The sequence below is a fragment of the Arthrobacter sp. 01N444 genome (genome assembly GCF_056399305.1).
The window spans coordinates 142,861-158,775 of record NZ_JBFTRB010000004.1; the positions used below are offsets into that span (position 1 = coordinate 142,861).

Below are 15,915 nucleotides of genomic sequence, written 5' to 3' on the forward strand. Positions count from 1 at the left end.
CCTACTCCCCGGCCTCAGGCAAGCCATGGCCTGCCGGGGCATGCAGAGTCGCGTAGACCTTCTCGGTGTACTCGTCGAATACAGCGGAGCACTCGCGCAACCGCTCGTCGGCGGCCTGCGCTTCCGGCAGTTCCAGAACGTCACGGCTTTTCAGATCACGGTACCAGCGCCGCAAGCGGTCCAGGCTCTGCTCTTCCTCTTCCAGCTCCGCCAGAGTGAACTTGCCGCTTCGGGTTTCCTTGGCGATTTCGGCCTCGAACGCCCCGCAATCGCCGGTGAATTCCTTCCACTCATCTAACCTGAGCTCCTCGAATGCCGAGCGCAGGCCTTCCACTCCCGCATCGCCGCTGCCCGGCGTGGGCAGGACAAGGACACTGCCGGTTCCGCGGCCGGCCAGCTCCACGACCCTCGGCACGGCTTCCGAGAAGAACGGCGTGTCCGGAACGGTCCACACCCCTGAGGCCACTGGCGCAGCACCGATCCTCCGGAGCTCCCGCCACACACCGACCCTCGTCCGTGAGGCCTCACCAGTCAACCGGACAACAAGAACCAACCAATCCATGCGTCAATCATATACTGCTACAACAAGGTAAGTAACAGCTGTTACATCACCCACTGCCCTGGACGGCACAGATACCCGAGGGCCTCGGCCGGTACGTTCGGTCGGTCCGATGGAATCTCTTAGCCCTATCGGCCCGGTCTGAAAATACGGTAGCTCCGGGTGCCTTGGGATGGGACTTTCTGCGTGGCCCGAAGTGCAGGCCGCTTAGGCGGGTTCTGGATACCGACGGCGGAAACGATGCCCCCGAGGATGAGCAGCACCGCCGTCACGGTCACCACCCGGTGAAATCCGTCGAGATCAAGTTTGCCGCCCATGACGAGGCCCACCAGGGCGATGCCGACCAGACCGGCTACCCTGCTGACGGCGTTATTCGCTGCCGAACCGATGCCTGCCTGCTGTTCCGACACCGAACCGAGAATGGCGGCGGTTAGCGGCGCGACTGTCGCCGAGAGCCCGACTGCGAACAGGAGGATCCCGGGCATCAGCTGGGTCCAGTAATCGACCGGGATTTCCGATGCGAGCATCAGGAGATAGCCGCCCCCGGCGAGGGCAGGTCCGAAGGCCATGAACCACCTCGGCCCGGACCGCCCGGCCAGTGAGCCAAACCATGACGCCAGGAGGATGTTGACGAGGCTGACGGGAAGCAAGGCCAGAGCGGCCGACGTCGCCGGAAACCCGGCAACCTGCTGCAGGAAAAGCACGATGATGAACCCGCCGATCGACAGCGCGGCGTAGACGAAGGCCGTAGCCACGTTGCCTACGGCAAAGTTTCGGACGGAGAAGAGGCTGAGCGGCAGGAGCGGGTACTTCGCGGTCTTTTCCCGCCAAATGAACCCGGCGAGGCACAGGATACCGAGGGCGAGGGGCATCAGAATGAGCGGACTCCCCCAGCCATAGTTGCCCTGTTCGATCAACGCGTAGACCGGCCCCGCCAACCCGAGCACACAGAGCACGGCACCCGCGTAGTCGATCCGCACGCCCTCCTTGCGAACATCCTTGACCCGCAACACGGCTAGCAGGTACAAGGTCACGGCAATGGGCAGGACGTTGATTCCGAAGATCCAACGCCAGCCCACCGAATCAACGAGCACTCCGCCGAGCAGGGGTCCCGCGATGAAAGCCACGGTTGTACCGGCAGTCCACTGGCCGATTGCCTTCGCCCGGGGCGCTTCGTCGAAGTTTGATGTGATCAGAGCCAGGGAACTGGGCACCAGCAAGGCGCCCGCGACGCCTTGAAGCGCCCTGGCCAGGACCAGCCAGTCCGCTGTCGGTGCCAGCGCACACATCACTGATGTCGCGCCGAACCCGATCAGGCCTGCCCGGAGAACGACAACCCGGCCCAGCAAATCAGAGAGCGAACCGGCGACAAGGATCAGTGAACCCAGGGTGATCAGGTAGGCATCGACAACCCATTGCTGCGTTGTCAGTCCGCCGCCCAGTTCACGGGAAATGGCCGGCAGCGCTACATTGATGACGCTGCCGTCGAGAAACGACACAAAGGAAGCGAGAATCGCGATCCACAGCACGAGCCTCTGCGTACGCGCCGACGGTAGGGAACTCATCCTTCAAGCTACACCCGCGCCGGCGGTTGCCGGACTCACCTATGGAAGGACGTTCAGCCCGTCGCTCTGGCGACAGACGACGCCGTCGGCTGCGTTTACGAACTCGGCGCATCCTGGCGGCACCGGAGTATATTTTTATGTCTGGTCTCTGTCCCGCCGTTGCCCTATCGTTGGGGCACCGATTACATTCGACCGGCGGAGCTCCGCATCGGAGGTACATGATGGGAATCATCTCGTCTGGTTTTCGTGGAAAACGGCGCACCGGCAATCCAGCGTTACCACCCGGCCAATACGAGACGCCAAGCTTTCCCGTACTGACGGCGGGCCCTGCACCTTATATCGCCCGGGCTGACTGGGAATTCTTTATTACAACGGAGACTGGGCAGCGCCGCGCCTGGTCCTGGGACGAGCTCTTGGCGCTACCGCAGATTGATATCCGGACCGATATTCATTGCGTGACCAGCTGGTCCAAGCTAGGCACCTCGTGGCGCGGGGTGTCCCTGGACACCTTGTTCGCGGATGTGGAAACAACGTCCGAGTTCACTACCGCTCACTCCTACGGCGGCTATTCGACCAATGTCCCGTTGCAGGACCTGCTGGACGGCCAGGCATGGGTGGCCTGGCAATACGACGGTGAGCCATTGGAACGGGCCCACGGTGGCCCTGCCCGCCTGCTGATACCCCATCTTTACTTTTGGAAGAGTGCGAAGTGGATCAATGGCATCGAGCTGATGCCGCACGATGTTCCCGGCTTCTGGGAATCGAACGGGTACCACATCTATGGCGACCCGTGGCGCGAGGAGCGTTACTCATGAGGCAGGACAGATGAGCACCCTGTGGCGCGTCGCCGAGGTGATTCGTGGCGTTCCAGAAACGGAATCCTCCAGAACCATCGGCCTGCGCGTGGACGGGCTGAACGGCAACCTTCCCGGCCAGCACATCGATATCCGGCTCACGGCGGACGACGGATACACGGCAGTGCGGTCCTACTCAGTGGCCACAGCCGGCATGGACGAACTCCTGGAGATCACGGTCGACGAACTGGCCAACGGGGAGGTCTCCCCCTACCTGGTCAGAGACCTGATGGTCGGGGACCAGTTGGAGATCCGGGGGCCCGTCGGCGGCTGGTTCGTCTGGCTTCCGACCGACCCCAACCCGGTTCAGCTGATCGCCGGGGGATCCGGCATTGTCCCGCTCATGTCCATGATCCGCGCCCACGAGGCATCCGGGAATCCTTCACAGTTCCGGTTGCTGTACTCGCTGAAATCGCCCGAGGCAGGGTTCTATCGGGAGGAGCTGCTCACCTTGAACCAGGGATCTCCCAAGCTGACGGTCGACTATGTCTATACACGCAAAGTCCCGGAGGGCTGGCCAATGGTCCCGCAGCGACTCACCGCTGAAACACTGTTGGCAAGCATCCTGCCGGCGGACATGGCACCCGACATCTTCATCTGCGGTCAGACGATGTTTGTCGAAACGGTCACAGAGTGGATGGTGCAGGCGGGCTATCCGGCCGCCTCGATCAAGACCGAACGCTTTGGCGGAACGGGAGGAATACGGTGACTGGCAACAACGGCTCCGCTTCCCCTGGTGCTGAGGACCCGCGCCTCGAGGACCAGGACATCGCCGGGACCGGCGGCAATCCGATACCTCATCTTGACGGGAACGCGGCAGCGGGACCCTTGTGGGAACTGTTCCGCATCGACATCATTGCAGCGATCGGTCGGTGCAAGAATTGTGGCGCTGTCAGGGTCTTCGGGGAAGCAGCGGTCTATGCCGATGCCCCGGGAATGGTTGTGCGCTGCAGTTCCTGCGGGGGCGTCCTGCTGCGTCTCGTAGAGACTCCGACTAAATTCTGGCTCGATGTCAGCGGACTCAGCTACCTCCAGATCGACCGGGAGACCTAACGCGCTGCTCTGCTATCCGCACCCCGGCGTGCTCAAGACCGCAGGGGGCGTGAAGGGGTAGCCTGCGACGATGCTGAACACTCTCAACCCTTCATCATGGGAGCCAGTGGATCTGGAACAACGACACTCGGCCGGGCGATCGCCAACCAGTGGTCAGTACCTTTCCTCTAGTTATTTGATCAACGTGTCGCCAGTGCACGGTTAGGCTTGCAGTCATGGCGATCATCCACCCGGCAGAACTGCAGCCGACGAAACTTGAACTTCTCGCACAGTGGCTGCCCCGCCAGCCGTGGTTCACGCAACCCGGCACGGCAGCGCTGCACAAAGTAGGCTCCTACCGGTTCGACGACCCCGCCGGCGAGGTCGGCATAGAAACCATCATCGTGTCGGTGGGCAACTCCACTTTTCAAGTCCCACTCACGTACAGGGCCCAGCCCTTGGCCGGAGCGGAATCCTGGTTGGTCGGAACCATGCAGCACTCGGTTCTCGGCCCGAGGTGGGTTTACGATGCCTGCGCCGATCCAATCTACGTGGCAGCGCTGGCGGCGAGCATCATGCTGGGCCGGCCGCAGGCAGAGCAATACCTCCAAAAGGGGGAAAATCTGGAACTTCTGGCCCAGACGGTCTTCGTGCGAAGCACCGGACCGAAACTCGAGGCAGTCCCTGACGTCTCTTCAGCGGCACCGCGCGCCACCGACGCCGGCACCGCCATCGAGACTGCTGACCTTCACTTGCTTGTTATCCGGCGGCTGGACCTGGATGAGCAACCGGTCGGCCCGCTCGCGCTGACCGGCACCTGGGAAGGTCAGAAGGACAACGTCAAACTCGCCGCCGTCAGTGGTGCCTGACATTTCCGCGGGTTAGGGGCGCCCCACTCCGTCCGTGTCCCGGGATTGGGTATCGCCTTCCTGCCGTTCAGGCTGCATCCCGCGCCGTTCCCGCAGCTCGCGCCCGCGGCGAATGTCCTCTTCTTCGCGGGCCTGGAGCTTATCGCTCTGTTTCGTGTCCCGTGGCGGCAATTGGATGGTCTCTTCGGCCTCAATGCCGGCCTGGAGTTGGCGTCCACGCTCCATCTCGGCGTCGAACTCGGCACCGAACAGCAACGACATGTTCAGGATCCAGAGCCACAGCAGCGAGATAATGACGCCGCCGATCGCACCATAGGTCTTCTCGTAGCTATTGAAGTTGGCCACATAGAAAGCGAAGGCCAGGGACGCCAGCAGGAAGATGACCAAGGCGATAGCGGAACCCAGGCTCATCCAGCGGAACTTGGGCTGCTTTACGTTCGGCGTAGCGTAGTAGAGGATGGCGATCGCCAGAATCACGAGCAACAGAATCACCGGCCACTTGAGAATGTTCCACGCCGTCAGGACGGCCCCGCCCAAGCCGATAGCGTTGCCGACGGCCTCGGCCACCGGCCCGCTCAGCACCAGCATGGCCGAAAGCACAAGAACGATCAGCACGGTGGCAATGGTGACCGCGAGCATCGTGCCCCGAAGCTTGATGAACGGCCGGCCCTCGTCAATTTCGTAGATCCGGTTCATGGCCCGGCCAAACGCGCCGACGTAACCGGAGGCGGACCAGAGGGCGGTGAGGATGCCGAGTACCAGGGTGAGTCCGGCAGCGGAGGAACTGCTGAGCTGCTCGACTGGTTGTTTGATCGCCTGCACAGTTTCAGCAGGCGCGAAACCCTGGACGACCTCCAGAAGCGCGGACGTGGTCTTCTCTGCCTGCCCGAAAATGCCCAGCAAAGACACGAGTGCCAACAGCGCCGGGAAAATTGAGAGAACCGAATAATAGGTCAGGGCTGCGGCGAGATCCGGGCACTGGTCCTTGGTGAACTCACGCAGGGTCTTCTTGGCGATGTACTTCCACGAGGGCTTAGTGACGTCGGCCGGACTGTCCGGTTTACGGGAGTCGTCCGGGGCAGGTGCCGTGCGGGCCTTGGCGGTGCTGCTCTCGTCCGTTTCGGCGTCGGTCATGGATTCATTTTCTGCCTTGGTTGGGTTCTTGGCCATGGAAATTCCTTCGGGGGGTTAAGGGAAATGACCGGCCGCCCAGCGCATCAGCGAGGGCAGCCGGCCGTATTCAGACGCGGCCTCAGGCCTGCTGAACGTTGTCCTTGGCTTCTGCAGTCCGATCCTTGACGTCCTCCACAGCGGCCTGCCCGTCTGCCTTGAGGTGATCGGTTGCGTCCGCGGCAGTGGCCTTGACGTTCTCCATGGCTTCCTGGGCGGGCGCCTTGAGGCCTTCGGCCACGTGCTTGGCGGCGTCCGTCAGTTCCGTGGTGAGTGGCTCGGCCGCCGATTTGAGGGCATCAGCGGCTTCACGCTCCTTCTGGCTGGCCGGGATCAGGGAGGAAACGAGCAGGCCGGCACCGAAGGCGATCAGCCCGGCAGCCAGTGGGTTCCCCTGTGTGCTGTTCTTCAGCTGGCCCGGCGCGCCCGCAACTGCGGAGCCGGCGTCGCTCACATGCGAGCCGACGCTTCCGGTGGTGGAGTGGACGTGGTCGGCGGTGTGGTCTGCGGCTCCCATGACTTTATCCTTCACTCCGAAGACGGCGTCTTTGACGTTCTCTTTGACTCTGTCCGTCTGCCGCTGGACGATATGCGACGGCGTGACTTTGTCAGCGACGGCGTCCACGTTTGTGCCCAGGCGGGCACGGGTTGCTTCAATATCTGCTCGGATGACATCCGGGTTTTCACTCATCGTGTTTCCTCGCTGAATCTAGGAGTTGGGTTTTAGGGTGGGCGGGATTTCCTGGAGGGTTTCAGCCGTCCTCGGCATGCCCTTGATCGCGTTCAGTTCCTTGCGGCCCATGGCTGCCAGAACGGCGGCCACAACTGCCCAGATGACGGCGACAACAACGCCGGACCAGCCCAGTCCCATTACGATCCCCAGCGCCCACCAGAGCGCCAAAGACAGGAACAGGAGCACGAAATGGCCAGCGACGCCGGCGCCGGCGAGCATGCCGGTGCCTTTGCCTGCCCGGGTGGCGGACTGCTTAAGTTCGACCTTGGCCAGTTCCACTTCCTGTCGCATCAGGGTGGACATGTCCCGTGTGACCTCACCGAGGAGGTCACCCAGGGAAGTCGATTCAGCCTTTGCCTGCGCGGCTGTGGGGGGCATTTCGCTGCTCATCGACGGCCACCGTCAAAGGGGTCATCGCGCAGCGGATCAGCCTGCTGCAAGGGCTCACCGGCCACGGACTCTGAGGACCGGCGGCCCTGCCCGGCGTCGCGGAGCGGATCGGGGGTTCCCAAATCGGAGTCCAGCGGATTCGGCGGGTAGGTGTCGGCTAGGCCCGCCGTCGTGGTTTGCGGAGCGGGCATCTGTACCGGCGGCGGCGGAACCGCTACCCCGGTATCGGGGATCCGGCCGCCATTGGACGTGCCCGTAGCGGTAGCGCCCGTCGCTTCGGGGGCGCCGGCGCTCAAGCTGCGGCTGAGACGCCCGGCCAGAACACCGGCTCCGGCCGCGAGCAGGAGGAAGGTTCCCGGGCGCTGGCGGGCAAAGGACTTAACCTCGGTCAGCAGCGAACCCGGATCCCGGCCATCGAGCCAGGACGCAACAGCGGAGGACCGCTCGGCAGCTTGGCGGACAAGGTCGGTGGCCACGCCGGGCTGGTCGGAGGCGGCAGCCATGGAATGCAGTTCGCCGGCGACGGACCGCAGACCTTCGGCGACCTTCTGCTGCTGGGTTCCTGCCTGCTCGGTGAGATCGGACTTGGCCTGGTGAAGCAGGTCCCGGGCATTGGTCTTGACCTCGGCGGCAACGTTGACTGCCTCCGTCTTAGCCGTCTCGGCGACGTTCTGGGCAGCATCTGCCGCGTGCCGCGTTACGTCCGCAGCTTCGTCCTTGGCCGCTTCCTGTTTAGAGTCAGCGCGTCCCGTGCCTTGTGGGGGCACAACTCCAACGCCGGCGTACCGGTCCGGGGAAGCTTCGGGTGCTGCCTGGGCCCATGGGTTCTGTGTCATCGTTGCTCTCTTTCAGGAATGGTCCGCTTGGGATCGTGACTAGCGCTACCGGATGAAATTAGTAAGCACGGTTACTAACTAAATACTAAGCACACTTGCTATATGTCGCGCAAGGCCTCGATCGAAAATCGGACGGGCCGCCTCCCGCCCGCCTGGTGACGCGCGGCGCGCACTGCAAGCCGCGCGTGAAAAATAGTAAGCATACTTGCCAAAAAGGAGTCCGGCATGCATATGGTGGGGGTCCAGCGTCGGCGCTTTGTGCCGCCGTCGCAGGTAGCGTGACTTTCGTTGCCACCCAATCAGGAAGGTCGTCTTCGTGATCCTCGCCCGCGAGCCCCACGCCCGGGACGTTTACCGGCTTCTAACCGCAGCGGCCCGTTTAGTGCAACGCCTCCACGACGATGCCCTGGCGCCACTGGGATTGACGCGTGCCGCCGTCATCGCACTGGAAGCCGTGGCTCCCCGCCCCATGTACCAGGAACAGCTCGCCGCAAGAGTTCATGTCCAAAGCCAAACGCTCGGCCGCGTCCTTGCCCGGCTCGAGGACGCGGGTCTGGTCACCAGGACGCGCAACCCGGACGATCGGCGCCAATTTCAGGTCGAGATTACCGACGCCGGCACAGCCGCACTGCAAGCAGCCTCCCAGGCTGAGCGCGCAGCCGTTCCTGCCGACTTCGACGGGTGGGAGGCCCTGTCTGAGCAACTCGCCCGGTTTGTGGATTTCTTCCAGGCTCCACGGCCCGGCACCCAAGGCTCCACGACCGGGAACTCCAGGCTCGACGTGCCCTCCCCTGCCCAAGACGGCCTCCGGCGCCAATGAACTAGCCGCCCGCGGCTGGGTGCCTCTGGGCCTCCCCCGCCCGGCGCCCACGGGCAGTCGCCGCTTCCATTGCAGTTCGGACCGGCAAGGGGCGAGCAAGACAGAAGGCCCATGAGCCGGGTATTGCGCGTTACTATGCATGCTGATTAAATCGCCGTTACGGCCGCATTCCACGACCGGTCTACCGAAAGGAAGTACAAAGATGGGAATTCTCGCTTTTCTCATTCTCGGCCTTATCGCTGGAGCTATCGCCAAGGCGGTCCTTCCCGGCCGTCAAGGAGGCGGCTGGCTGATTACACTCGTTGTTGGCGTCGTGGGCGCAATCCTCGGAGGTTGGATCGGCTCGTTGATCTTCGGCGGAGGGCTCGCTGACTTCTTTGACCTGCGGACCTGGCTCCTCTCCATCCTCGGGGCCGTTATTGTGCTCCTGATCTATGGGGCTCTTGCCGGTCGGAGGACCAGGGCGTAGCAGCCTCGATCCTCCGGATGCAGGGCTGCCACTGAGGACGCCCTGCGACTTCTGTTAGACGGCTGCGGGCCGCTGCTGAAACACCCCGGGAGGAACCACCCGGCGTTTCTCGGCCCGCGCCGCCGAGTCCAACGGCATGACGGTTGACCTCATGCCGGGCGCCCGCCCGCAACGCTTCGTCGAGAACAAGCTTTGAAAGCCTCCGGGCGCAGCCCCGGCGGCCGGTTCCGCTGTCGTAAGTAGTAATCGCCAAAGCGGCAGAAGTCATTGCTCCGCGCGCATCCGACACCATGCGACCAGAGATGCTAAACAGCAAGGAGATAGACATGGACAACCTATTCCGCCGCACAGGCATCGACGTGCCCGAACCAGTCCGGCGCTTCCTGCAAGGCGAGACGGACACCTGGCTCAGGGTCGAGGAATACCGGGACGGAAACACCTTGGTGGTCAGAACCGATATCCCCGGCATCGACCCGGACAAGGACATCGATATCACCGTCACCGAGGGCAACTTGAATATCGCTGCCCGGCGCACCGAGCCCGCGCACAAGGATCAACCGGGTTACCGAAGCGAAGTGCGGTACGGCGAATATTCGCGAAGCGTCCCGCTGCCCCGCGGCGCGGACCCCGACACCGTCGAGGCCAGCTACATCGACGGTGTCTTGGAAATCCGCGCCCAGATCCCGGAGCAGTCCGGACCGTCCGCCACGAAAGTCCATGTCTCCCGCGGTGGAAACCAGTCACCGGAAGCACCAGAGAACTTCGTGACCTGAACGGCATTTTCGGCACTTGACTCGCCCGGCACCGACCAGCGACCACGGGCTCCTTCTGGCATGGCGTAGGGGGCCATCGGTATTCTTTCCGGTGCCCTGCGTCGCCACGGCCTCCGCAGCCCCCGCCTCCGAAAATTGCCACAGAGCGGAAACCATCTCATGACTATCAAGATCAACGACGCGGCGCTGCGTCATGCTCGGCAGCTCATCAAGGACTCGAGGTTTGCCCGGGATACCCGTGACGATTGGAGCGAGCACGCGCCCGACGCTGAGACAGAAAATGCATTCATCGACAAGCACGGGTACAAGGAGTACGGCACGTGGCATCTGGGCGAAGACGCCGAGAAGACGCACGACACGAAGGGGCGCTACAGCTTTCCCTTCGGTGATTTCCGCCGGCTGCATCGCTGCGCGATTCTCGCCATCGAGAGCCGGGCCGCCCAGAATAACCACGACGACGTCGCCGCCGCAGCGAAGTCCCTACTCGACGAACTGGACCAAGACTAGACCTGGGCCAGCACAATTCTCTTTCCGCCATCGCCTCGCGCAAGGCCCCACCTGTACGGCCCGGAATGCCCGCCGCGGGTGTCCTCACCGGGCCGTCTCCTGGGCGCCCGGGCTTCCCCCGTGTGCCCTCCGGCGGAGCCCAACCACCGGGAGATCACCTATTCATAAGGGGGCTTCCTAATCTAACCGGGCTCGTGATATAACACGAAAAACGGCGCAGGAGAACTCCCTGCGCAACGGGACCGGTCCCAGCCTCCTGATCGAATGGCGGCGCATTCCATTGGACATTTCCCACCGGCTCCAAGCCGGACTGGCGGTGGCGACAACGTTCATCCCCAGTCTGCGCTCCCTTTCGACTTCAGGCCCCCGCTCGCGAAGGTCTCGCGCAGGACCCCAACCTTGCCAGAACTGCGGGTCGGCCTCGGAAAACCTCAGCTGAGCGCACTGCCGACTAATCATCGCCCCCTCCCGTGGTTCGCATTGCCGCGTACGCTTCCCAAGCACCGGACAGCACCAAAGCGACCTGTCCGGTACCGGTCGGGCGACCCATCAAGGGCTCCCGATCGGACCCACTATTTCAACCTAAGAGATCCAAGGAGACGTCATGCTCACCACCGAACAAATTAACCGTCTGCTCAGCCAAGGCGCAAATGTCCTGTCGGGAGACGGAGAAAAGATCGGCTCCATCGGCCAGGTGTTCGTAGACAACGAAGCCGGCCAGCCCAGCTGGGTAACCGTCCGTACGGGCCTGTTCGGGATGTCCGAATCATTTGTTCCCCTCGAGGGTGCTCGGCTGGAGGGCAATGACATCGTCGTCCCGTACAACAAAAATCAGGTCAAAGACGCGCCAAGGATCGACGCCGATCGGCCTCTGGAGCCTGCCGAGGAAGACCGGCTCTACCAGCATTACCGGATGGACAGCGGACGCGCCTACACCGACGCGGATACAGCTGACGAAGCATCCGCCACACGACAGGACGCCTCCAGAACGGACCGCGCCGAGACCCGCGACGCCACCAGCCCAGCCGGATACGGCACAACGACACCCACCACCGACGCCGCAACGCCACCCACGACACGACAGGACACCACCGGAACCGACCGCGCCCAAACCCGCGACGCCACCAGCCCAGCCGGATACGGCACAACGACACCCACCACCGACGCCGCAACGCCACCCACGACACGACAGGACACCACCGGAACCGACCGCGCCCAAACCCGCGACGCCACCAGCCCAGCGGGATACGGCACAGCGACACCCACCACCGACGCCGCCCCGCCACCCACGACACGACAGGACACCACCGATACGGACCGCGCCGAAACCCGCGACGCCGCCGGCACAGCCGGATACGGCACCACCACGCCAGCCACCGACACCGCCCCTACCCCAGCCACACCACAGGACACCGATAAGGACCGCGCCGAAACCCGCGACGCCAAGGGCCGGGGGCGCCTGCGCAAATACGTCACGACGGAAACCGTCACCAGGACGGTGCCAGTGCAGCGCGAAGAGGTTCGTATCGAGCGGGAACCGATTGCCGAGGAAGACCGCGACGAGGTCTCGAACCGTCCGGCCAGCGACGACGAGGTAATCCTTCACGAAGAGCGAGTCATAGTGACCAAGGAGACCGTCCCGGTTGAACGGGTCCGCATCGTTACTGAAACGGTCGCAGATGAAGTCACCATCCGTGAGAAGGTCCACAAGGAACACTTTGACGGCGAGGACAGCGAGGGATCAGAGGGCTCCGAGGGAACCGACGCCAGCCGCGGCTGAAAATGCGGATTGTTTTAGATGCCCGGGGCAAGGGCTGCGACCCATAGCCCCGGGCATTTTGTTGTCGGAACGGGGGTGCGAGCGATTGGTGGCCCCCCGGCCACACCCCTCGGCCGGTTGGATTAACTGGATCCCCTGCCCACCGGTACGGCTATGGCCTCTCGCCTGCGGCAGTGCCAGTATGTTGGGAATCAGGCTGAACCACGGAGCCCCGGCTCCGGGCGGAAAGGACTCGAGGTCATGACCTACATCAACAACTTCGACGATGTGGGGCGCGGCGACGTCGCCGTGGCAGGCGGCAAGGGCGTCGGACTGGGCGGCCTCAGCCAGGGAGGACTGCCGGTCCCGCCGGGGTTCGTGCTGAACACCGCAGCCTACGCGGATTACGTGACTGCCAACCATCTCGAGGCCGGCATCCATGAACTTGCCGTACTGTCGCCACACGCGGCACCACAGGACTACGAGGAAGCCTCGAACCGGATCCGCGCCCTTTTCACCAGCGGCACCATGCCGCACGCCATCGCGGCGGAGCTCGGCGCCGCCTACGGCAGGCTCGGCGACGGAGGCACAGCCGTGGCGGTGCGCTCCTCCGCCACGGCCGAGGACCTCGCCTCAGCCAGCTTCGCCGGGCAACAGGAAACCTACCTCAACGTCCGGGGGACGGAGGCTGTGGCCGCGGCCGTGACCGAGTGCTGGGCCTCCCTGTGGACGGCGCGTGCCATGGCCTACCGCGCCCGTGAAGGCATCGACCCGGACACGGTGCGCCTCGCCGTCGTGGTCCAACAGATGGTCGACGCCGAGGCCGCCGGGGTGATGTTCACCGCCAATCCGGCCAACGGGCGCCGCGACCAGACGGTGATCAGTGCCGCGTGGGGCCTGGGCGAGTCCGTTGTCAGCGGATCGGTCACCACGGACGACGTCGTCGTGGAAGCGGGGACGGGCCGTGTGCTGTCGCGCCGGACAGCTGACAAGGAGGTCATGACCGTCTACGCGGAGCGCGGCACCCTGGAGCAGCCGGTGACGGCGACGCGCCGCCGGCAGGCCGTATTGGACGACCCGGCGGCGGCTGAGCTGGCCGGCTACGGAACACGGATCGCGGAGCATTTCGGGACGCCGCAGGACATCGAGTGGGCACGCGCCGGTGGCGAGTTCTTCATCCTGCAATCCCGGCCCATCACCGCTCTGCCCGAACCGGCAGCCGACATCCCGGACACCTGGCCGGTGCCCTACCGGCACGGGCTCTACTTCCGGGCAAGCATCGTTGAACAGCTGCCCGATCCGCTCTCACCGCTGTTCGCCGACCTCATTGACGGCTCGGTGTCACGGTCGCTGAGGGCCCTGATGGCCGGCGCCGTCGGCAAGGAGGTCATCCGCGAGGACGACGTCGGGCTGCCCACTATCAACGGCTACGCCTATTACTACTACCGCAACTCGGGAATGTGGCGGGTGATGGGCAAGTCGCTGACGGCGATGCGTGCGCTGGCCCGTGGCAAGGCGCATATGGGAGTGGCCGGCTGGCGGGAATTTTCGCATCCCCGCTACGAGCAGGTGATCAAGGACTGGTCCGCGAAGCCCGTCGGGGATCTCTCCGGAGAGGAACTGCTGGCGGGTGTTCAGACGCTGCTTGACGCCGGCACGGTGTACTACACGGCCGTGCAGTCCATCATTCCGATCGCCGCAACAAGCGAAATCTCCTTCCGGGCCTACTACGACAAGTTCGTTCGGCGCGACGGCGATCCCCCCGCCCAGACCTTCCTCCTTGGTTACGACAGCGAACCCATCCGCGCAGAGAAGTCGCTATACGACCTCGCAGCCTGGGCCCGGGACGTCCCGGGGCTGGCCCCGGCGATCCTCAACGCCCCCACCGCTGCGCTGGCCGGGCCGCAACGCACCGGGTCCACGCCTGCCGGAGTGGACCCGGCACCCTGGCAGCAATGGCAGGCCCGCTTCCAGGAGCACCTCGGCCGGTTCGGCCATGCGGTCTATAACCTGGACTTCGTCAGTCCGGTGCCTGCTGACGATCCCTCGCCGCTGCTGGAGACCGTGAAGTTTTACCTGCGGGGACATGGCAATGACCCATACGAGCGCCAGCGGCTCTCGGCCGCCCGCCGCGAAGATGAAACCAGCCAAATCATCGCCCGGCTCGGGCCGCGGCGCCGGGCCGCATTCCTCCGGCTGCTTCGGTGGGCGCAAAATGCGGCTCCGATCCGCGAGGACGCCCTTGCCGACGTCGGACTGGCGTGGCCGCTGCTGCGGCGGATGCTGTTCGAGCTCGGACGACGGCTCGTCGGCTCCGCTGTCATCGCCGAGCCCGCCGACGTGTTCTGGCTGCGCCACCGGGAGTTGCGCAGCGCCGTCGAGTTCGGCCTTGCCGGGTCGGGCACACCGGCAGCCGTGGCAATTACCGGGGCAGACCGGCCCGTCCGCGCCGGCGCCGTCGAGGAGCGCAAGATGCTGTGGCGGGGCCAGGCCAAGGCCGCTGCCCCGCAACTGTTGCCGGAGAGCCGGTGGATGGAGCGGGCCTTCGGCTCAATGATGCCGGCGGGCCCACGGGACCAGCTCGGCGACGCCATCAAGGGCGTCGGCGCCAGCGCGGGCCGGGTCACCGCCCCGGCCCGCGTCCTGAGGGGCCCGCAGGATTTCGGTCTGATGGAGCCCGGGGACGTCCTGGTAGCCCGCATCACCACCCCGGCCTGGACCTCGCTGTTCGCGATGGCCTCCGCCGTGGTGACCGACGTCGGAGGGCCGTTGAGCCACAGCTCGATCGTGGCCCGCGAGTACGGCATCCCGGCCGTGCTTGGCACCGGTGTGGCTACCCAGCGGCTCACCAGCGGCCAACGGATCCGCGTTGACGGCGACGCCGGCACCGTCACGGTCGCAGACTGACCGCGTTCTCAGGACAGTTCCCCGAGTTCCGCCGACCACGGAGGCCAGCCAGAATTTCAGCAGAACTGACGGCAGCAGCGCGGGGTTCTGCACTCCCGCCCCGGGGCGCGCGGGCTCGTCACCATGGCCCGGCGGTGGGCATCGGCGGTAGATTGTGGGCATGGGACAGGCTTCCTCGGGCCGCCGGGATTTTTTCGCTGATCGGATCTTGGGCGTGGCGGAGTTCAGCCACGCGCATTGGTTTTTCGGCAATCTCTATGAGGTCCTCGTCAAAATCCCGCACCGCGTCGCGGCCGCTGAAGCAAGCCGTGAGCTGCCCCGCTCGCCCTTTGGAGCGGGAAGCCCGGGCCGTTATTACGCACCGATTGCACCGATCAATGCGCCGGCGGCGATCGCTGCCCTCGTGGCAGGCTGGAATCATGCCGACAGCAGGCCATGGCTGCTAGTCGCTGCGGCCAGCTCGACGACGGGTGCGGCCGCCACCGCCTATCTGCTCCGGTCCATCAACCCCGACCTGTTCTTCAGCCCACAACCGCTCAGTGAGACGCGCCGCAACCCCCTACTGAAGCGGTGGTACAGGGTCCACGCCGTCAGGCTCGCCGCCAGCGCAGTTGCCCTGGCCGCCATCCACGAGGCCCGAACACTCCGGCTCCGAAACCGCGGATAACAGCC

17 protein-coding genes are annotated in these 15,915 nt (G+C 64.6%); 11 read left to right on the top strand and 6 right to left on the bottom strand.

Annotated elements, in window-relative coordinates:
• Position 1: 1 nt before the first annotated feature.
• Together AC1DKN_RS07010 and AC1DKN_RS07015 are read right to left on the bottom strand one after the other, a co-directional pair.
• Positions 2-562: a Chromate resistance protein ChrB gene (locus AC1DKN_RS07010; RefSeq protein ID WP_476870857.1), complete on the bottom strand. Its 561-nt coding sequence runs from the start codon at positions 560-562 to the stop codon at positions 2-4.
• Positions 563-687: 125 nt separating this feature from the next.
• Entirely contained in the window at positions 688-2,124 is a 1,437-nt protein-coding gene (locus AC1DKN_RS07015) for an MFS transporter (protein WP_476870858.1), read from the bottom strand.
• Positions 2,125-2,345: 221 nt separating this feature from the next.
• Between AC1DKN_RS07015 and AC1DKN_RS07020 the strand changes: the two genes are divergently transcribed.
• From AC1DKN_RS07020 to AC1DKN_RS07035, 4 genes are all read left to right on the top strand, one after another.
• Positions 2,346-2,939 carry a sulfite oxidase-like oxidoreductase gene (locus AC1DKN_RS07020; protein WP_476870934.1) on the top strand — a complete coding sequence of 198 codons (594 nt, stop codon included), beginning with the start codon at positions 2,346-2,348 and terminating at the stop codon, positions 2,937-2,939.
• 10 nt (positions 2,940-2,949) lie between these two features.
• The gene (locus tag AC1DKN_RS07025) at positions 2,950-3,687 is read left to right on the top strand and encodes an FAD-binding oxidoreductase (RefSeq protein WP_476849215.1); all 738 of its coding nucleotides are present in this window, start codon (positions 2,950-2,952) and stop codon (positions 3,685-3,687) included.
• Positions 3,684-4,031: a DUF6510 family protein gene (locus AC1DKN_RS07030; RefSeq protein ID WP_476849216.1), complete on the top strand. Its 348-nt coding sequence runs from the start codon at positions 3,684-3,686 to the stop codon at positions 4,029-4,031. The genes AC1DKN_RS07025 and AC1DKN_RS07030 overlap by 4 nt, the downstream gene beginning before the upstream one ends.
• 215 nt (positions 4,032-4,246) lie before the next feature.
• A complete protein-coding gene (locus AC1DKN_RS07035) occupies positions 4,247-4,879 on the top strand; it encodes a CG0192-related protein (protein ID WP_476870859.1) in 633 nt (210 codons plus the stop codon).
• A gap of 12 nt (positions 4,880-4,891) precedes the next feature.
• Here AC1DKN_RS07035 and AC1DKN_RS07040 read toward each other — a convergent pair whose 3' ends face one another.
• The 4 genes from AC1DKN_RS07040 to AC1DKN_RS07055 form a co-directional block, all read right to left on the bottom strand.
• Positions 4,892-6,049: a YihY/virulence factor BrkB family protein gene (locus tag AC1DKN_RS07040; RefSeq protein WP_476870860.1), complete on the bottom strand. Its 1,158-nt coding sequence runs from the start codon at positions 6,047-6,049 to the stop codon at positions 4,892-4,894.
• Between the two features lie 82 nt (positions 6,050-6,131).
• The gene (locus AC1DKN_RS07045; protein WP_476870861.1) at positions 6,132-6,740 is read right to left on the bottom strand and encodes a DUF3618 domain-containing protein; all 609 of its coding nucleotides are present in this window, start codon (positions 6,738-6,740) and stop codon (positions 6,132-6,134) included.
• 18 nt (positions 6,741-6,758) lie between these two features.
• The gene (locus tag AC1DKN_RS07050; protein WP_043435594.1) at positions 6,759-7,160 is read right to left on the bottom strand and encodes a phage holin family protein; all 402 of its coding nucleotides are present in this window, start codon (positions 7,158-7,160) and stop codon (positions 6,759-6,761) included.
• A gap of 8 nt (positions 7,161-7,168) precedes the next feature.
• Complete coding sequence (locus AC1DKN_RS07055) at positions 7,169-8,008, bottom strand: ATP synthase subunit B family protein (protein WP_476870862.1); 840 nt, start codon at positions 8,006-8,008, stop codon at positions 7,169-7,171.
• Positions 8,009-8,390: 382 nt separating this feature from the next.
• Between AC1DKN_RS07055 and AC1DKN_RS07060 the strand changes: the two genes are divergently transcribed.
• The 7 genes from AC1DKN_RS07060 (at position 8,391) to AC1DKN_RS07090 (ending at position 15,910) form a co-directional block, all read left to right on the top strand.
• A complete protein-coding gene (locus AC1DKN_RS07060; protein ID WP_476870863.1) occupies positions 8,391-8,828 on the top strand; it encodes a MarR family winged helix-turn-helix transcriptional regulator in 438 nt (145 codons plus the stop codon).
• 202 nt (positions 8,829-9,030) lie between these two features.
• Positions 9,031-9,297 carry a GlsB/YeaQ/YmgE family stress response membrane protein gene (locus AC1DKN_RS07065; protein WP_028276267.1) on the top strand — a complete coding sequence of 89 codons (267 nt, stop codon included), beginning with the start codon at positions 9,031-9,033 and terminating at the stop codon, positions 9,295-9,297.
• A 326-nt stretch (positions 9,298-9,623) separates the two neighbouring features.
• On the top strand, positions 9,624-10,070 hold the full coding sequence (locus AC1DKN_RS07070) for an Hsp20/alpha crystallin family protein (protein WP_476849222.1): 447 nt from the start codon (positions 9,624-9,626) through the stop codon (positions 10,068-10,070).
• A 159-nt stretch (positions 10,071-10,229) separates the two neighbouring features.
• Positions 10,230-10,577 (top strand): hypothetical protein, encoded by a 348-nt coding sequence (locus AC1DKN_RS07075; protein WP_476858480.1) that lies wholly within the window; start codon positions 10,230-10,232, stop codon positions 10,575-10,577.
• Positions 10,578-11,181: 604 nt separating this feature from the next.
• The gene (locus tag AC1DKN_RS07080; RefSeq protein WP_476870864.1) at positions 11,182-12,357 is read left to right on the top strand and encodes a PRC and DUF2382 domain-containing protein; all 1,176 of its coding nucleotides are present in this window, start codon (positions 11,182-11,184) and stop codon (positions 12,355-12,357) included.
• Positions 12,358-12,597: 240 nt separating this feature from the next.
• Entirely contained in the window at positions 12,598-15,243 is a 2,646-nt protein-coding gene (locus AC1DKN_RS07085; RefSeq protein WP_476870865.1) for a PEP/pyruvate-binding domain-containing protein, read from the top strand.
• A 160-nt stretch (positions 15,244-15,403) separates the two neighbouring features.
• Complete coding sequence (locus tag AC1DKN_RS07090) at positions 15,404-15,910, top strand: hypothetical protein (RefSeq protein WP_476870866.1); 507 nt, start codon at positions 15,404-15,406, stop codon at positions 15,908-15,910.
• Positions 15,911-15,915: the final 5 nt, after the last annotated feature.